The organism is Hydrocarboniphaga sp. FW305-C-57 (genome assembly GCF_058783045.1).
Window position 1 is genome coordinate 654,021 of record NZ_JBYSYG010000001.1, and the last position, 16,191, is coordinate 670,211.

Below are 16,191 nucleotides of genomic sequence, written 5' to 3' on the forward strand. Positions count from 1 at the left end.
CATCATGCAAAGCTTCAGCTTCGATTCCGTCGATCTTCCTGGCAGCATTCCCGCACTGCGTTCCGAGGTGCGGGCTTTTCTGGGGCAGGAGCGCGAGCGCTGGCCGGCCGAGCGCCGTGCCAATTCCTGGGCCGTGTTCGACTCCGAGTTCTCGAAGCGGCTCGCGGCCCGCGGCTGGGTCGGCATGATCTGGCCCAAGCAGTACGGCGGCCATGAGCGCAGCAGCATCGAGCGCTACGTCGTGCTCGAAGAACTCCTTGCGGCCGGCGCGCCGGTCGGTGCGCACTGGATCGCCGATCGCCAGTCCGGTCCTGCGATCCTGCGCTTCGGCAGCGAAGCCCAGCGGGAGCGCTATCTGCCCGGCATGGCGCGCGGCGAGATCTACTGCTGCATTGGCATGAGCGAGCCGAACGCCGGCTCCGATCTCGCCTCGGTGCGCACGCGTGCGGAGCGCCTGCCCGACGGCCGCTGGAAGATCAACGGCCAGAAGATCTGGACCACGCAGGCGCAGCGCTGCAAGCTCATCATCGCGCTGGTACGCACGAGCCCGGTCGACGACAAGAATCGCCAGGCCGGTCTTTCGCAATTCCTGATCGAGCTCGACACGCCGGGCGTGCAGATCCGGCCGATTCCGGATCTCGTCGGCGACGTGCATTTCAACGAAGTGTTCTTCGAAGACTGCATCGTCGATGCCGAGTGCCTGCTCGGTACCGAAGGCGAAGGCTGGAAGCAGGTCACCGGCGAGCTCTCGCTCGAACGCAGTGGCCCCGAGCGCTACATGTCGAGCCTCGCGCTGTATCTCGAGCTGCTGCGCGCGGCCGGGCCGAATCCGTCCGAGATCCTGCGCCAGGCCATCGGCCGCACGGCGGCCGAACTGTGGACCTTGCGCCAGATGTCGCTATCGGTCGCGGGCCAGCTCGCCGCCGGCCGTGACCCGAGCATCGAAGCCGCGATCGTCAAGGATCTCGGCAACAGTTTCGAGCAGGCGCTGCCGGCGCTCGTGCAATCGATCGTCGACGAGGGCGTGAGGCTAGAAGCCGATAGCGATCTGTCGCGCGTGCTCGCGTTTCTGCTGCAGACCTCGCCCTCGTTCTCGCTGCGAGGCGGCACACGCGAAATCCTGCGCGGCATCATCGCGCGTGGCCTCGGCTTGCGCTGAAAGGAAAAGCCCAATGAGCGAACAGAGCCAGATGCTCGCCGACGCCGTGACGCGCTTGCTGCGCGACACGCCGGCACACGAAGCCGCTGCAAATGAACCGATTTCTGGAGAGGCCGGCGGTGTCGTCTCCCCCGCATGGCATGCCGGGCTGTGGGCCCAGGTCGTCGACCTGGGCCTGACTTTGTTGCTCGTCTCCGATGAACAAGGCGGTGTCGGCGGCGACTGGGAAGACGTGCTGGCCGTGCTGCAGCCGCTGGGTTACTACGCGGCCCCGATTCCGGTCGCTGAGGCAATGCTCGCCAATCGCCTGCTCGCCGACGCCGGGCTCGATCTCGCCGATGGCGTGACGACGCTCGCGGTCGATGTCGAAGGCAGGCTGACGAAGCAGGACAGTGGCTTTGCTTTCAGCGGCCAGCTCAAGGGTGTTCCGTGGGGACGTCAGGCCGAAACCGTCGTGACGGTGTTGATGCTCGACGGCAAACCGCACGTCGTTGCCTTGCGTCCTGAGCAAGCCGCTGCAATCACGCATGCGCAGAATCTCGCATTCGAGCCGCGCGACGACCTGCGCTTCGACGAAGTCCGCGTGCAAGCTGCCGCGCTCGACAGCCGCGAAGCCAAGACGCTGTTCGACTACGCCGCGCTGCTGCGGCTCGCGCAGATCACCGGCGCGCTCGAAGCCGCGCTGCATCGCTCGATCGACTACGCCAAGGAGCGCAAGCAGTTCGGCCGCGCGATCGGGCAGTTCCAGGCCGTGCAGCAGCAGCTCGCGCTGTTCGGTGTCGAAGCCGCAGCCGTGGCCTGCGCGGCGCGCTCGGCGTTTCGCGCCGCGGCCAAGGGAGATGCGAGCTTCGCCATCGCCGCGGCCAAGCTGCGCGCCAACATGGCCGTCGGCGTCGCCACCGCGACCGCACATCAGGTGCATGCGGCGATCGGCTTCACCTGGGAATACGCGCTGCGCCAGTCGACGCAGCGGCTGTGGTCCTGGCGCAGCGAATTCGGCAACGACCGCTACTGGGCCGATCGCATCGGCAGCGCGGTCGCCGCACGCGGCGCCGAGCACTTCTGGTCCGACCTCACTGCGCGCGACGACGCCGTCGCCGTCTGAATCCCGTAACGAGAACATACATGCAGGACGTCGTCATCGTTTCCGTCACTCGCACCGGCATCGGCAAGGCCTTTCGCGGAGCGCTCAACAACACGCACGGAGCCACCATGGGCGGCTTCGTGATCGAACAGGCCGTGCGCCGCGCGCAACTCGAAGGTGGCGAAGTCGACGATGTGCTGCTCGGCTGCGCCTGGCAGGAAGGGGCGACGGGCTCGAACATCGCGCGCCAAGCCGCATTGCGCGCCGGCCTGCCGGTGAGCGTGTCGGCCGCGACGGTCGATCGCAAATGCAGCTCGGGTCTCAACACGATTGCGATGGCGGCGACGCGCATCATGGCCGGCGAAGCCGACATCATCGTCGCCGGCGGCGTCGAGTCGGTGTCGCTCGTGCAGGATCATCGCAACACGTACCGCGGACGCGAGGACTGGGTGGCCGAGCATCGGCCGGGCGTCTACGCGACGATGATCGCGACGGCCGAGAACGTCGCGAGCCGCTACGGCGTTTCGCGCGAAGTCAGCGATGCCTTCTCGCTGCAAAGTCAGCAGCGCACGGCTGCTGCGCAAGCGGCTGGCCGCTTCGACGATGAAATCGTCGCGTTCACGACCACGCGCCTGCTCAAGGACAAGCAAGGCCAGGTCACCGACGAAGAGGCCGTCACGCTCACGCGCGACGAAGGCAATCGCCCGGAGACCAATGCCGAAGGCCTCGCCAAGCTCAAGCCGGTCATGGGCGAGGGCTATACGGTGACGGCGGGCAATTCGAGCCAGCTGTCGGATGGCGCCGCCGCGGTCGTGCTCATGAGCGCGAGCGAAGCCGCGCGTCGCGGCCTGCAGCCGCTCGGCATCTATCGCGGCTTTCAGGTCGCCGGCTGCGAGCCCGACGAAATGGGCGTCGGACCGATCTACGCGGTTCCCAAGCTGCTGCAGCGTGCGGGCCTGCGCGTGAGCGACATCGATCTGTGGGAACTCAACGAAGCCTTCGCCGTGCAGGTGGTCTACTGCCGCGACCAGCTCGGCATCGATCCCGACAGGCTCAACGTCGATGGCGGTGCGATTTCGATCGGCCATCCGTTCGGTGTCTCGGGCACGCGCCTCGCGGGGCACGCGCTGATCGAAGGCCGTCGACGCAAGGCCAAGTACGCAGTCGTGACGATGTGCGTCGGCGGCGGCATGGGCGCCGCGGCGCTGTTCGAGATCGCCTGAGCTTTGCCATGACCTCGGCCCCGGTCCCCACATTGTTCTCGCCGTTCACCTTGCGCGGCCTGACGCTGCGCAATCGCATCGTCGTGTCGCCGATGTGTCAGAACAGTGCGATCGATGGCCTGCCGACGCCCTGGCATGCGATGCACCTCGGCACGCTCGCGGTGTCGGGCGCGGGCCTGCTGATCCTCGAGGCGACGGCCGTCGAAGCCGATGGCCGCATCACGATCGACGATCTGGGGCTCTATGACGACGCGCAGGAAGCCGCGCTGCGCAAGCTCGTCACGGATATTCGCAGCTACTCCGACATTCCGCTCGGTATCCAGCTCGGCCACGCCGGACGCAAGGCCTCGACGAAGTCGCCGAACGACGGGCGCTTTCGCACGCTCGTGCTCGGCGAGGGTGAAGCCTGGTCAACCTGGGCACCGTCTTCGATCGCGTTCGGCGAAGGTTGGCCGACGCCGCGCGAACTCGATACGAACGGGCTCGCGCGCATCCGCGGAGCCTACGTGCAGGCAGCGCAGCGTGCCGAGCGCATCGGCTTCGACCTGCTCGAACTCCACGCGGCGCACGGCTATCTGCTATCGCAGTTCCTCTCGCCGCTGACGAACCGGCGTAGCGATCGCTACGGCGGCAGTCTCGAGAATCGCATGCGCTTTGCGCTCGAATGCCTGGGCGCGGTGCGCGAAGTCTGGCCTGCGCACAAGCCCATTGGCGTGCGCATCAATGGTTCTGATTTCACCGAGGGCGGCCTGACGCCGGACGAAGCCGCGATCTACGCGCAGGCGCTGTGTGAGCACGGCGCGGACTACGTCACCACTTCGGCCGGCATGGTCACGCCCGAGAGCCGCTTCCCACGTGTCGAGCCCGGATATCTGCTGCCGCTCGCCGGGCCGCTGCGCGAGCGCGGCATCGTCACGATGGGCGTCGGCATGATCCTGACGCCACAGCAGGCCGAGCAGGTCATCGCTGAAGGCCAGGCCGATCTCGTCGCGCTCGCACGCGCGCTGCTCGACGATCCGCGCTGGGTCTGGCATGCGGCCGAAGCACTCGGTGCCGAGCTGCCGGTGTCCCCGATTCCGCATCGCTATTTCTATGCACACCCGCGCAAGTGGGCGGGCTATCGCATCGTCCATCCGCCTGTGCAAAGCACCGCGCAGGCCTGAATCAACACGCATCACGAGAAACGAGAGCACCTATGGGCAAGCAGATTCCGATCAAGGAAGACCTCTTCACCTGGCCTTCCGATGCGCCGCAGCTGATCGGCGGCCAGTGTCCTGAATGCGGCGAACATCACTTTCCGCTGCAGCAGAACTGCCCGAGCTGCGCGAGCCGCCGCATCGACGCGGTGAAGCTGAGCCGTCGCGGCAAGCTGTGGACCTGGACCACGCAGACCTTCGTGCCACCGGTACCTCCGTACACGGGCCCGGTCGAAGGCTTCAAGCCTTTCGGCGTCGGCTACGTCGAGCTGCCCGAGGGGCTTTGCGTCGAAGCTCGCCTGACCACGGCTGACATCTCCAGGCTCAGGATCGGCATGGACGTGGAGCTCGTCGTCGAAACCTTCAAGCGTGACGAGCAGGGCAACGACATTCTCAGCTACGCCTTCGCGCCGGTTTGAGCGCGCGGGCTCGAGACAACAAGAGACAGCAATGGCAAACGATATTGATATCGCAATCATCGGCGTTGGCCTCTACGGCTTCGGGCGCCATCCGGAAGTGTCGGCGATCCAGATGGGCGTCGAGGCCGCGAACAAGGCCATGGACGACGCCGGGCTGGGCTGGCGCGACGTGCAGGTCGGCTACGTCGGCAGCCTGTCGGTGATGATGCCCGAGACGATGACGAAGTTCTTCGGCTACACCGGCATGGCGATGAGCAAGATGTTCAACGGCTGCGCAACGGGCGGCAACCTGCTGCTCAACACCGCCAACGCGATTCGCGCGGGCCGTGGCGACGTCGGCATCTGCATCGGCCTCGACAAGCATCCCAAGGGCGCGTTCTCGGCCGGTGAAAGCATGGATTCGACCGCATTGCCGCAGTGGTACGGTGACATCGGCCTGACCGTGAACCCGCAGTTCTTCGCGATGAAGATCCAGCGCTACATGCACGACTACGGCATCAGCCCGGCGACGCTCACGCGCACCGCTGTCAAGGCGTTCGAGAACGGCGCGCTCAATCCCGCGGCCTGGCGCCGCAGCGCGCTGACGGCCGAGCAGATCGACAGCTCGCAGATGGTCTGTGATCCGCTGCGCAAGTATCACTTCTGCTCGCCGAGCGACGGCGCGGCCGCGGCCATCGTCTGCCGCGCGGACATCGCACATCGCTTCCCGGGCACGCCGATCTATCTGCGCGCGGCCGAGTTCCGCACGCGCGAGTACGGCAGCATCGACGTGCAGGCCACCTCGTTTTCGACCAAGGCCACGATCGGAGCGAGCGAAGCGGCGGCCAAGGCGGCCTTCGAAGCGGCCGGCATCGGTCCGGACGAGATCGACATCGTGCAGTGCCAGGACACCGAAGTCGGCCACGAGATCATGCATCTCGCCGAACTCGGCCTGGTCCAGCACGGCGAGCAGGAAGGCCTGATTCGCGATGGCGGCACCTCGCTGACGGGTCGCCTGCCGACCAACACCGACGGTGGCCTGCTCGCGAACGGCGAACCGATCGGCGCCTCGGGCCTGCGCCAGGTGCACGAGATCGTGCGCCAGCTGCGCGGTGTCGCCGGCCCGCACCAGGTTCGGCGCGAACTCAAGACGGGCATCACGCACGTCTACGGCTTCCCGGGTTCGAGCTGCGTGACGATTCTGTCGAAGTGATCCGACCTTGATTCGGCCAGGAGCGCGCATGAACGAGAAGACCTACACGCAGATCCGCTACGAGCAGATCGGTGCGGTCGTGCGCGTGCTGCATGACCGGCCCGGGCGCGCGAACGCCGAGAGCGAAGTGCTGCTCGCCGAACTCGATGCCGCGCTGGAACGGGCGAAGCACGATGAGTCCGTGCGCGTGCTGATCCTCGGTGGTACCGGCGACCACTTTTCCGCGGGTCATGACCTGCACGACGGCACCTCGCTGCGTGGCGCCTACACGCCCGAGCAGCACTGGGTGTGGGAGCAGGAGCATTACTACGGCAACGCGATGCGCATCTGGGACTTCCCCAAGCCGACGATCGCGCAGGTACAGGGCGCCTGCATCGCGGCCGGCTTCATGGTCGCGAATTCCTGTGACCTGATGGTGGCGAGCGAAGACGCTTACTTCGCCGATCCGGTCGTGCACAGCCTCGGCGCGGCGGCGGTCGAAGTGCTGCTGCATCCCTGGGTGCTCGGGCTGCGCAAGGCCAAGGAGTTCCTGTACACGGGCCAGCGCATCACCGCGGCCGAAGGCCAGGCCTGGGGCATGATCAATCACGTGGTGCCGCGCGATCGGCTCGAGGCCTTCACCCTGCAGCTCGCGCAGCGCATCGCCGAGGCGCCGCCGATCGCGATCCGCATGCTCAAGCGTTCGCTCAATCGCAGTGCGGACATCCAAGGCTATCGCAACGCGCTCGACGCGCATTTCGACACGCATCTGCTGAGTTCGTCGACGCAGGAGTTCAAGGACATCGTCGCCAGGGGCATGCAGGCTTCGATGAGCGCGGCGAAGAAAGTGCAGGGCCAGTCATGAGCCGGACGATGAAGGCCTTGCTGCTGAGTGGCACCGACTTCGAACACTTCGGCCTGGCTGAATGCGAGGCTCCGCGTCCACAGGCGGGTGAAGTGCTGCTGCGCATGCGCGCAGCGGGTATCACGCTGCGCGACTACAAGGTCGTCACCGGAGCCTACGGATCCGACGGCCAGACGCGTCCGCTGATCCCGGGTGGCGAGGGCGTCGGCGAGATCGTCGAACTCGGCGAGGGCGTGCGCGGCTTCGAAATCGGACAACGCGTGAGTCCCCTGTTCGTTCAAGGCTGGGTCGACGCGCTCCCGAAGCGCGAGACGGTCGCGACCGGCACGCTCGGCGGCCCTGTGCTGCACGGCTGCTACGGCGAGTATCTGGCCGTGCGTGCCGACAGCGTCGTCGAAGCGCCCGAACATTTGAGCGATGTGGAAGCGGCGACGCTGCCGTTCGCCGGTGTCGCGGCCTGGCGCACGATCCACGAGCAGGGCGCGATCGGGCGTGGCGACACCGTGGTGATCCAGGGCACCGGCGGCATTCCGCTGTTCGCGCTGCAGTTCGCCAAGCAGGCCGGCGCCCGCGTGATCGTTACCTCGAAGAGCGACGACAAGCTCGAACGCGCCAGGCAGCTCGGCGCCGATCACGTCATCAACTACGCGAGCACACCGGATTGGGCGCAGGCGGTGCTCGATCTCACGAGCGGTGAAGGTGCGCACCTCGTGCTCGATCCGGGCGGCTCGGCGACGATCGCACAATCGGTGCGGGCCGTGCGTCCGTGTGGTGCGATCAGCGTGTTCAACGCACTCGGTGCGGCCGACATCGGCCTGAACCTGCCGTATCTGCTCGGCCACAACCTGCGCGTCTACGGCGTCAATGCGGGCTCGCGGATCGCGCATCGCAAGGCCGTGCTCGCGATGGCGGCCGGCAAGCTCAGACCCGTCATCGAAACCGTCGTAAGCCTAGCCGAGGCACCGCAGGCCGTGGCGCGTGCGCCCAAGGCCGAGCAGTTCGGCAAGGTTTGTCTGCAGTTCGACCCATAAGCGATTCGACAAGAGATTCCATGGACTTCAACGACACTCCGGAAGAAGCCGCGTTTCGCGCCGAGGCGCGCAGCTGGCTCGCTTCGGTCGCAAAGAAACGCAGCGGTAGCACCTCGTTCGCGATCAGCCAGGAAACCGGCGACTTCGACGCCGAGTTCCCGAAGCAGCGCGAATGGCAGCGCCAGAAATACGATGCCGGATTCGGCGCGATCTACTTCCCGAAGGACGTCGGCGGTCGCGGTGGCACGAGCCTGCAGAACATGACCTTCATGGAGGAGGAGGCGCGCTTCGACGTGCCGGTGACCGCACACTTCATGATCGTCAATCGCGGCTGCTGCTCGCTGCTCATGCGTCACGGCACGCCCGAGCAGAAAGCGCTGATTCCGGCCACGCTGCGCAGCGATCTGATCTGGTGCCAGCTGTTCTCCGAGCCCGGTGCAGGCTCCGATCTCGCCGGCCTGCGCACGCGCGCCGAGCGTGACGGCGACGACTGGGTCATCAACGGGCAAAAGATCTGGACTTCGAACGCGCAGTACGCCGACTGGGGCGTGCTGATCGCACGCACCGATCCGAACGTGCCGAAGCACAAGGGCCTGACCTTCTTCATCGTCGACATGAAGTCGCCGGGCATCGAGCTGCGGCCGATCAAGCAGCTCACGGGCGCCTCGAACTTCAACGAGGTGTTCTTCAACGATCTGCGCATTCCGGATGCGCATCGTGTCGGCGAGGTCAACGCGGGCTGGAAGGTCACGGTTTCGTTCCTCGCGGGCGAGCGCACCAACATCGCGATCAAGGAACTCATGCCGCTGATCGGTGGCATCGTGAATCTTGCGCGACAGGTGCAGATCAATGGCCGGCCGGCGATCGAGGACGGTGAAGTGCGCGCGAAGATCGCGAGCTTCTACGTACGCGAAGCGGGTGTGCGCTTCACCGTGCAGCGCATGCTCACGGCGCTGTCGCGCGGCGAGGAACCGGGGCCGGAGATCACGATCGGAAAATACACGATCGCCAACCTCGTGCAGGAGATGACCGCGTTCGCGCTCGACCTGCAGCATGCCTCGGGGGCGGTGATGACGCCCGACGCGGTGCCGTTCGACGCGATCTTCCAGAACGAATGGTTCGGCTCGGTGATCGACCGTCTCGGTGGTGGCACCGATGAGGTGCTCAAGAACGTGGTCGGCGAACGCATTCTCGGCCTGCCTGAGGACGTGCGCGTCGACAAGACCATGCCGTTCAACCAGATCAGGGCCGTAAAGGCATAGGGGCGATCCGACATGGACTTCGATTTTTCGGACGAACAGAAAGCCATCCGCGACGAGGCCCGCAAGCTGCTCGCGGCCCAGTGCGATCTCAAGCGCGTGCGCCGCGTACTCGACGGCGAAGCGGACTTCGATCGCGAGCTCTGGCAGACCATCGCCGAGGCCGGCTGGCTCGGCTCGGCGATCGACGAGGAGCACGGTGGTCTGGGCCTCGGGCGCGTCACGCTCTGCGTGATCGCCGAGGAACTCGGCCGCACGCTCGCGCCGGTGCCCGTCGCCGCTTCGATCTATCTCGTGGCCGAGGCGCTCGCGCTGTCGAACAACGAGACGCTCGCCGCCGAACTGTTGCCGGGGCTCGCATCGGGTGAGCTGATCGGTACGCTCGCGTTGACCGAAGGCGTCAAGCCCCTGCATGCACTCGACGCGATCGAGACGAGGGTGATCGATGGACGGCTCACCGGCAGCAAGCTGCCGGTGCTCTTCGGCCACATCGCCGATTTCGCGCTGGTCGCGGCGAAGAACGCAGCCGGCGCCGTCGGTCTTTATCGGATCGACCTGAATGCGCAGGGCGTGAAGCGCGAAGCGCTCGACAGCATCGATCCGACGCTACCGCTCGCGCGCATCGGCTTCGAGCAAGTGGAGTGCGCGATGCTGATCGAAGACGCGGGCGAGCTGCTGCCGAAGCTGCTCGATCGCGCCGCCGTATTCCTCGCCTTCGAGCAGATCGGCGCCGCGACCGCGGCGCTCGAAATGTCCTGCGACTACGCACGGATTCGCCAGGCTTTCGGACGTCCGATCGGCTCGTTCCAGGCGATCAAGCACAAGCTCGCCGAGATGTACACGAAGATCGAGATCGCGCGCTCGAACGCGTTCTATGCGGCCTGGGCGCTCGAGGCCGATGCGCCGGAGCTCGCGCTCGCAGCAGCGGCCGCGCGTCTCGCCGCGACCGACGCTTTCGAGTGGACGGCGAAGGAAACCATCCAGACCCACGGCGGTATCGGTGCGACCTGGGAGGCCGATCCGCATCTGTTCTACCGGCGCTCGCGCGCACTCGCGAGCCTGCTCGACACGTCCTTGGCCTGGCGCGACCGGCTCGTGCACGAGCTCGAACTGCATTTCGCTGCCTAGCTCGCAGCGCGCATAAAGGAATACAACCATGCGTGAAGCCGTCATCGTCTCCACCGCGCGCACGCCGATCGGCAAGGCGTTTCGCGGTGCGCTCAACAACATCAAGTCGCCGACGCTCGCGGCGCATGCGATTCGTCATGCGGTGCAGCGCGCCGGCCTCGAAGGCGCTGAAGTCGAGGACGTGGTGCTCGGCAGCTGCCTGACCGCCGGCACGGCCGGACAGAATCTCGGACGCATGGCCGCACTTGCGGCGGGCCTCGGCAACTCCGCGTCCGCGCAGACGCTCGATCGCCAATGCGCTTCAGGCCTCATGGCGATCGCGACAGCCGCCAAGCAGGTGATCGTCGATGGCATGGACATCGTCGTCGGTGGTGGGCAGGAGAACATCTCCGCGCTCAACACGCCGTTCAACGAATGGGTCGCGCGGGAGAAGGACGACAACGTGCTGCGTTTCGCCGAGCACGCCTACATGCCGATGCTGCAGACGGCCGAATTCGTCGCGAAGAAATACGGCGTCTCGCGCGAGACCCAGGACCGCTACGCGCTGTGCTCGCAGCAGCGCACGGCCGAGGCGCAGGCCGCGGGCCGTTTCGAGGCCGAGATCGTGCCGATCGAGGCGACGATGGCGGTCGTCGACAAGCAGACCAGGGAGACTGCGTACAAGCCCGTCAAGCTGTCGAAGGACGAGGGCAATCGCGCCGACACCACTTACGAGAGCCTCGCCGGACTCAAGACCATCGTCGATGGCGGCTGCATCACCGCAGGCAACGCATCGCAGTTGTCCGACGGTGCGTCTGCGAGCGTGATCATGGAAGCCAGCGTCGCTGCGCGGCGCGGCTTGCAGCCGCTCGGCATTTATCGCGGCATGGCCGTGGCCGGCTGCGCGCCCGAGGAAATGGGCATCGGCCCGATCTACGCGATTCCGAAGCTGCTCAAGCAGCATGGCCTCAAGATCGGCGACATCGGGCTGTGGGAAATCAACGAGGCCTTCGCCGTGCAGGTGCTCTACGTGCGCGATCATCTGGGCATCGATCCTTCGATCTACAACGTCGACGGCGGCGGCATTTCGATCGGCCATCCGTACGGCATGACCGGCGCGCGCGTGATCGGCCATGCGCTGCTAGAAGGGAAGCGCCGCGGTGTCAAGTACGTCGTTGCCGGCATGTGCATCGGCGGCGGCATGGGCGCCGCGGCCCTGTTCGAGATCGCCTGAGGACTCGTGATGGGGCTCGACTACGAAAAGGTCAAGAACTGGCCGCAGCCGCTCGTCACGCAGGAGTATTCGGAGCGCGACAGCATTCTCTATGCGCTGGGCCTCGGCGCCGCGATGAGCAATCCGCCGGCCGCCGACGACCTGCGCTACGTCTATGAAGGCGTTGCAGGTGGTGAGCTCGTCGCGCTGCCGACGATGGCGGCCGTGCTCGCGCTGCCGCACTTCTGGATGCAGGACCCCGAGGCCGGCATCGACTGGCAGAAGATCCTGCACGGCGAGCAGTTCCTGCGCATGCATGCGACTATGCCCGCGAGCGGACGCATGCGCTCGCAATGCCGCATCGAGGAGATCTACGACAAGGGCGCCGACAAGGGCGCGGTGCTGATCCAGACGCGCGACCTGATCGACGACGCGACCGGCACGCTGATCGCGACGATCGGGGCCTCGGTGTTCATGCGTGGCAACGGCGGCTTCGGCGGCAAGTCCGAAGGCGCGCCGAAGCCGCACGCGCTGCCGGCCGATCGAGCGCCCGACGCGACGCTCGATCTGCAGACGCGGCCCGAGATGGCCGCGATCTACCGGCTCTCGGGTGACTACAACCCGCTGCATGTCGACGGCACGGTGGCGAAGAACGCGGGTTTTCCGGTGCCGATCCTGCACGGCATGGCGACCTACGGCGTCGCCGGTCGCGCGATCGTCAAGCTGCTGTGCGCGCATGATGCGAAGCGGCTGCGCGTGCTCAACTGTCGCTTCGCCAACCCGGTGTTTCCGGGCGAAACGATCCGCACCGAAGTCTGGCATCAGGGCGAGGGCATCGCCGGTTTTCGCTGCAAGGTGGTCGAGCGCGACCTCATCGTGCTCAACAACGGTTACGTGGAGTTTTCCTCATGAGTGAAATAACCGACGAACAGCTGCTCGAACGCTATCCGGGCGTCCGCATCGAGCACGACAACAAGGCGTTCTATCGCGGCCTGCTGGACCGGACGCTGCTGATGGACCGCTGCGGCGATTGCGCGCACTGGTTCCATCCGCCGCGCCCGATCTGCCCGAAGTGCTGGTCGCGCAACATCCAGCCGACCGCGGTGAAAGGCTCGGGCACGATCCATCTGCTGATCTTCCTGCACCAGGGGCCGAAGGCGCCCGGCGTGAGCTACGACAAGCCGCATCCGGTGGCGACAGTAGAGCTCGACGAGCAGCCCGGCCTGCGCTTCACGAGCACGATCGTCGGCACGCCGAACGAGGAACTGTCGATCGGTCAGCGCGTGCGCCTGACCTGGATCGATCGCCGGACCGGCGCCGATCCTAAGCCCGTCCCGGTCTTCGAGCGAGTCGGTTCATGAGCGCGCGCGAGTCTTATCGCATCAAAGACCAGCTCGCGTTCGCGAGTGTGGCGACTACCGAGTTCTCGCGCACGCGCAACGATCGCACGCAGCTGTCGATGACGATCGACGCCTGCGTCGACGCGATCCGCGCCGCCGGCCTCACCGCCGCCGACATCGACGGCATCAGCGCCTCGGGAACCTCGCAGGACGCCAAGGTGCTGCAGTCCGCGCTCGGCATTCCGCGCCTGAGCTGGTGGGCGCAGCCGCCGCTCACGGGCACTTTCGCGACGACGATCTTCGAAGCCATGCACGCGATCCAGGCCGGCGTCTGCGAAACCGTGCTGTGCTATCACGCGGCCTATCGCCTGCCCTGGCAATCGCGCGCCGCCGCGCTCGATCCGATGCGCCGCCGTGTCGGCGAGCTCACCGGCATGATGGGCGCGGTCGAGCCCGAGACGATGGCGGGTTCGGTCGGTTACACCGCCTGGGCGAGCCGCTATCTCTACCAGTACGGACGCAAGCGCGAGGACTTCGGGCTCATCGCGATCAACGGCCGCGGCAACGCGATGCGCAACGAGCACGCGGTCATCCGCGATCCGCTGAGCATGGAGGCGTTCATCAACGGCCGCATGATCCGCGACCCGCTCTGCGTCTACGACATGGACGTGGCCGTCGACGGCGCCGACGCCTTCGTCATCACCACCGCCGAGCGCGCGCGCGACCTGAAGCTCAAGCCCGTCCTGATTCACGCCCACGCTTCTGGCATGGTCGCTCCGAACGAGGAAGACCAGCTGCCAGGCCTGCATGCGCACGGCCAGCAGATCGTCATCGACCTCATGAACCGGCGTAGCGACATCGGCGTGAACGAAGCCGATCTCTACTATCCCTACGACGGCTTCACCCTGCTCGCGATCTCTTGGATCGAGAACTCGGGCCTCTGCAGGCCCGGCGAAGGCGGCGATTTCCTGCGCGCGAACTGGGACGCGAGCGAGCAGCGCGCCAAGCTGCGCGGCCGCGTACCGCTGAACTCGCACGGCGGCAGCCTCTGCGACGGCGCGACGCAGGGTTCCGGTCACATCCGCGAGGCGATCCTGCAGCTGCAGGATCGCGCGGGCTCGCATCAGGTGCAGGACGCGAAAACCGCGCTGCTGCACATCGGCGGTTTCTTCTACAACTCGCACGCGCTCGCCTTGCACACGGCGTAAGCAGCGCATTCAAAGAACAGAAATCAGGAGCGGCACATGGCGTTACTCGAAGGCAAGGTCGCGGTCATCACCGGAGCGGGCGGAGCGCTCGGCAGGGCCTACTCGCTGTTGCTCGCGCAGGAAGGGGCGAGCATCGTCGCCAACGACTACAGCGCGGATGCGGCCGAGAAGACCGTGGCCGAAGTACGCGCGGCCGGCGGCAAGGCGATCGCAGTGGTCGGCGACGTCGGTTCGGTGGCGAGCGGTGAAGCGGTCTGCAAGGCCGCGATCGACGCCTTCGGCGGCGTGCATATTCTGGTCAACAACGCGGGCATCCTGCGCGACAAGTCCTTCCACAACATGGACGAAGCGCAGTGGGATTCGGTGATCCAGGTACATCTCAAGGGTGCCTACGCGATGACCAAGCCGATCTTCGGCTGGATGCGTGCGAACGGGCAGGGCGGCGTGATCGTCAATACGACCTCGACCGCCGCGCTGTTCGGCAACTTCGGCCAGGCCAATTACGGCGCGGCCAAAGGTGGCATCTACACCTTCACCAAGGCGCTCGCGGTGGAAGGCCGCAAGTACGGCATCCGCAGCTGGACCATCGCACCGGCCGCGGTCAGCGCGCTGACCGGCGCAGTCGGCATGGACGAGGCGACACAGGCCGCGCTCAAGCCCGAGTACGTCGCGCCCGCGCTGCTCTACATGGTCAGCTCGCTGTCGGGCGACAAGACCGGCAAGTGCCTGTACGTCTCGGGCCCGAAGATCATGGAACTCAAGCTCGAAGCCGGTCGTGGCGTGAAGGCGGCCGGACTCACCGCGCAGCAGCTCGCCGAGAACGAATCGCGCATCTTCCGTGATTCGCCGGAGCTGACGTTCGACGATTTGAATCGCATCGACTGAGTTTCAAGCGGCAAGCTTCGCCTTGCCGGAGTCTGCCCCTGCGCTGCTGGCACAGTGCTTGCTGACCCCGCTGCCACTGTTGCGCGGTAGCGCCCGCCACGCCCAAAGAAGGGCGCGGCGTGTCCGGACGAAGGCGTCTGTCCCGAGGACTTTCCTGCTCGGGCCGGACGCCTTTTTCGTTTTCCGGGCGGCCAGAAAGGATGCGAAGCAAGGGAGATGGGGGGATGGAACCGACGATTCTCGTAGGCTGCCGATCGATGGAGCTGAGTGTCGACACCAGCGGACGGCGCCTGGTGGTGTGCACGAGCATGCTGCTGCTGATCGGGACGCTGCTGTGCGTGCCGATGGTGCGCGAGCTGGGCCTGGGACTGTTGCAGACCGCGCGCGGTCTGCTCGATACCGAAACCGCCGTGCCGGTCGCCGCCCCGCTGGCGCAGCGCGGAATGCCGCGAGGTTTCAGCAAGGACATCCAACGATTGCTGCCGCAGTATCACGATCATTTCCGCGCCGCGGCGACACGCTCCGGCGTCGATTGGCGGCTGCTTGCCGCGATCGGTTACCAGGAGTCGCGCTGGAATCCGCAGGCGGTGAGCCATACCGGCGTGCGCGGCCTGATGATGCTCACGCAGGACACCGCGGCGATCTTGGATGTAGCGGATCGCGAGGATGCCGAGCAAAGCATCCATGGCGGCGCGCGCTGGTTTGCGCAGCTGCGCCGCCGGCTGCCGAAGCAGATCGTCGAGCCCGATCGTACCGCCATGGCGCTCGCCGCCTACAACCAGGGCTTGGGCCATTTGCTCGATGCGCGCCAGCTCGTCGCGCAGCGGGGTGGCGATGCCAACCGCTGGGCGGACGTGCGCAGCGCGCTGCCGCTGCTGTCGCAGCCCGAATGGGCTGCGCAGACTCGCTATGGACAGGCGCGCGGAGAAGAAGCCGTGGATTTCGTCGACAGAGTGCTGCGGTACCACGAGGCGCTGCGCGCGATCGACCGTGCGGCGTCCGCCCAGCGCGAAGTGGTGGCGAGTCGCTAG

At 66.5% G+C, this 16,191-nt stretch carries 16 protein-coding genes; all 16 read left to right on the plus strand.

The window, feature by feature from the left end; all coding sequences use genetic code 11:
- Window positions 1-4: 4 nt before the first annotated feature.
- The 16 genes from AC3WUM_RS03040 (at window position 5) to AC3WUM_RS03115 (ending at window position 16,191) form a co-directional block, all read left to right on the plus strand.
- Entirely contained in the window at window positions 5-1,159 is a 1,155-nt protein-coding gene (locus AC3WUM_RS03040) for an acyl-CoA dehydrogenase family protein (protein WP_492408619.1), read from the plus strand.
- A 13-nt stretch (window positions 1,160-1,172) separates the two neighbouring features.
- Window positions 1,173-2,264: an acyl-CoA dehydrogenase family protein gene (locus AC3WUM_RS03045; RefSeq protein ID WP_492408620.1), complete on the plus strand. Its 1,092-nt coding sequence runs from the start codon at window positions 1,173-1,175 to the stop codon at window positions 2,262-2,264.
- A gap of 20 nt (window positions 2,265-2,284) precedes the next feature.
- Entirely contained in the window at window positions 2,285-3,466 is a 1,182-nt protein-coding gene (locus tag AC3WUM_RS03050; protein WP_492408621.1) for an acetyl-CoA C-acyltransferase, read from the plus strand.
- Between the two features lie 8 nt (window positions 3,467-3,474).
- Entirely contained in the window at window positions 3,475-4,629 is a 1,155-nt protein-coding gene (locus AC3WUM_RS03055; protein WP_492408622.1) for an NADH:flavin oxidoreductase/NADH oxidase, read from the plus strand.
- A 32-nt stretch (window positions 4,630-4,661) separates the two neighbouring features.
- Complete coding sequence (locus AC3WUM_RS03060; RefSeq protein ID WP_492408624.1) at window positions 4,662-5,081, plus strand: Zn-ribbon domain-containing OB-fold protein; 420 nt, start codon at window positions 4,662-4,664, stop codon at window positions 5,079-5,081.
- Window positions 5,082-5,112: 31 nt separating this feature from the next.
- A complete protein-coding gene (locus AC3WUM_RS03065; RefSeq protein ID WP_492408625.1) occupies window positions 5,113-6,273 on the plus strand; it encodes a thiolase family protein in 1,161 nt (386 codons plus the stop codon).
- A 28-nt stretch (window positions 6,274-6,301) separates the two neighbouring features.
- The gene (locus tag AC3WUM_RS03070; RefSeq protein ID WP_492408626.1) at window positions 6,302-7,117 is read left to right on the plus strand and encodes an enoyl-CoA hydratase; all 816 of its coding nucleotides are present in this window, start codon (window positions 6,302-6,304) and stop codon (window positions 7,115-7,117) included.
- On the plus strand, window positions 7,114-8,148 hold the full coding sequence (locus tag AC3WUM_RS03075; protein ID WP_492408628.1) for a zinc-dependent alcohol dehydrogenase family protein: 1,035 nt from the start codon (window positions 7,114-7,116) through the stop codon (window positions 8,146-8,148). The genes AC3WUM_RS03070 and AC3WUM_RS03075 overlap by 4 nt, the downstream gene beginning before the upstream one ends.
- Window positions 8,149-8,168: 20 nt before the next feature.
- Window positions 8,169-9,410 carry an acyl-CoA dehydrogenase family protein gene (locus AC3WUM_RS03080; protein ID WP_492408629.1) on the plus strand — a complete coding sequence of 414 codons (1,242 nt, stop codon included), beginning with the start codon at window positions 8,169-8,171 and terminating at the stop codon, window positions 9,408-9,410.
- A gap of 12 nt (window positions 9,411-9,422) precedes the next feature.
- Window positions 9,423-10,535: an acyl-CoA dehydrogenase family protein gene (locus AC3WUM_RS03085; RefSeq protein ID WP_492408630.1), complete on the plus strand. Its 1,113-nt coding sequence runs from the start codon at window positions 9,423-9,425 to the stop codon at window positions 10,533-10,535.
- Between the two features lie 28 nt (window positions 10,536-10,563).
- Window positions 10,564-11,748 (plus strand): acetyl-CoA C-acyltransferase, encoded by a 1,185-nt coding sequence (locus AC3WUM_RS03090; RefSeq protein ID WP_492408631.1) that lies wholly within the window; start codon window positions 10,564-10,566, stop codon window positions 11,746-11,748.
- Between the two features lie 9 nt (window positions 11,749-11,757).
- Window positions 11,758-12,639, plus strand: coding sequence for a MaoC/PaaZ C-terminal domain-containing protein (locus AC3WUM_RS03095; protein ID WP_492408632.1), 882 nt, complete (start codon window positions 11,758-11,760; stop codon window positions 12,637-12,639).
- Complete coding sequence (locus AC3WUM_RS03100) at window positions 12,636-13,088, plus strand: Zn-ribbon domain-containing OB-fold protein (RefSeq protein ID WP_492408634.1); 453 nt, start codon at window positions 12,636-12,638, stop codon at window positions 13,086-13,088. Before AC3WUM_RS03095 ends, AC3WUM_RS03100 begins: the two co-directional genes overlap by 4 nt.
- Window positions 13,085-14,275 (plus strand): thiolase family protein, encoded by a 1,191-nt coding sequence (locus tag AC3WUM_RS03105; RefSeq protein WP_492408635.1) that lies wholly within the window; start codon window positions 13,085-13,087, stop codon window positions 14,273-14,275. Before AC3WUM_RS03100 ends, AC3WUM_RS03105 begins: the two co-directional genes overlap by 4 nt.
- 36 nt (window positions 14,276-14,311) lie before the next feature.
- The gene (locus AC3WUM_RS03110; protein ID WP_492408636.1) at window positions 14,312-15,160 is read left to right on the plus strand and encodes an SDR family NAD(P)-dependent oxidoreductase; all 849 of its coding nucleotides are present in this window, start codon (window positions 14,312-14,314) and stop codon (window positions 15,158-15,160) included.
- Window positions 15,161-15,384: 224 nt separating this feature from the next.
- Window positions 15,385-16,191 (plus strand): transglycosylase SLT domain-containing protein, encoded by an 807-nt coding sequence (locus AC3WUM_RS03115; protein WP_492408637.1) that lies wholly within the window; start codon window positions 15,385-15,387, stop codon window positions 16,189-16,191.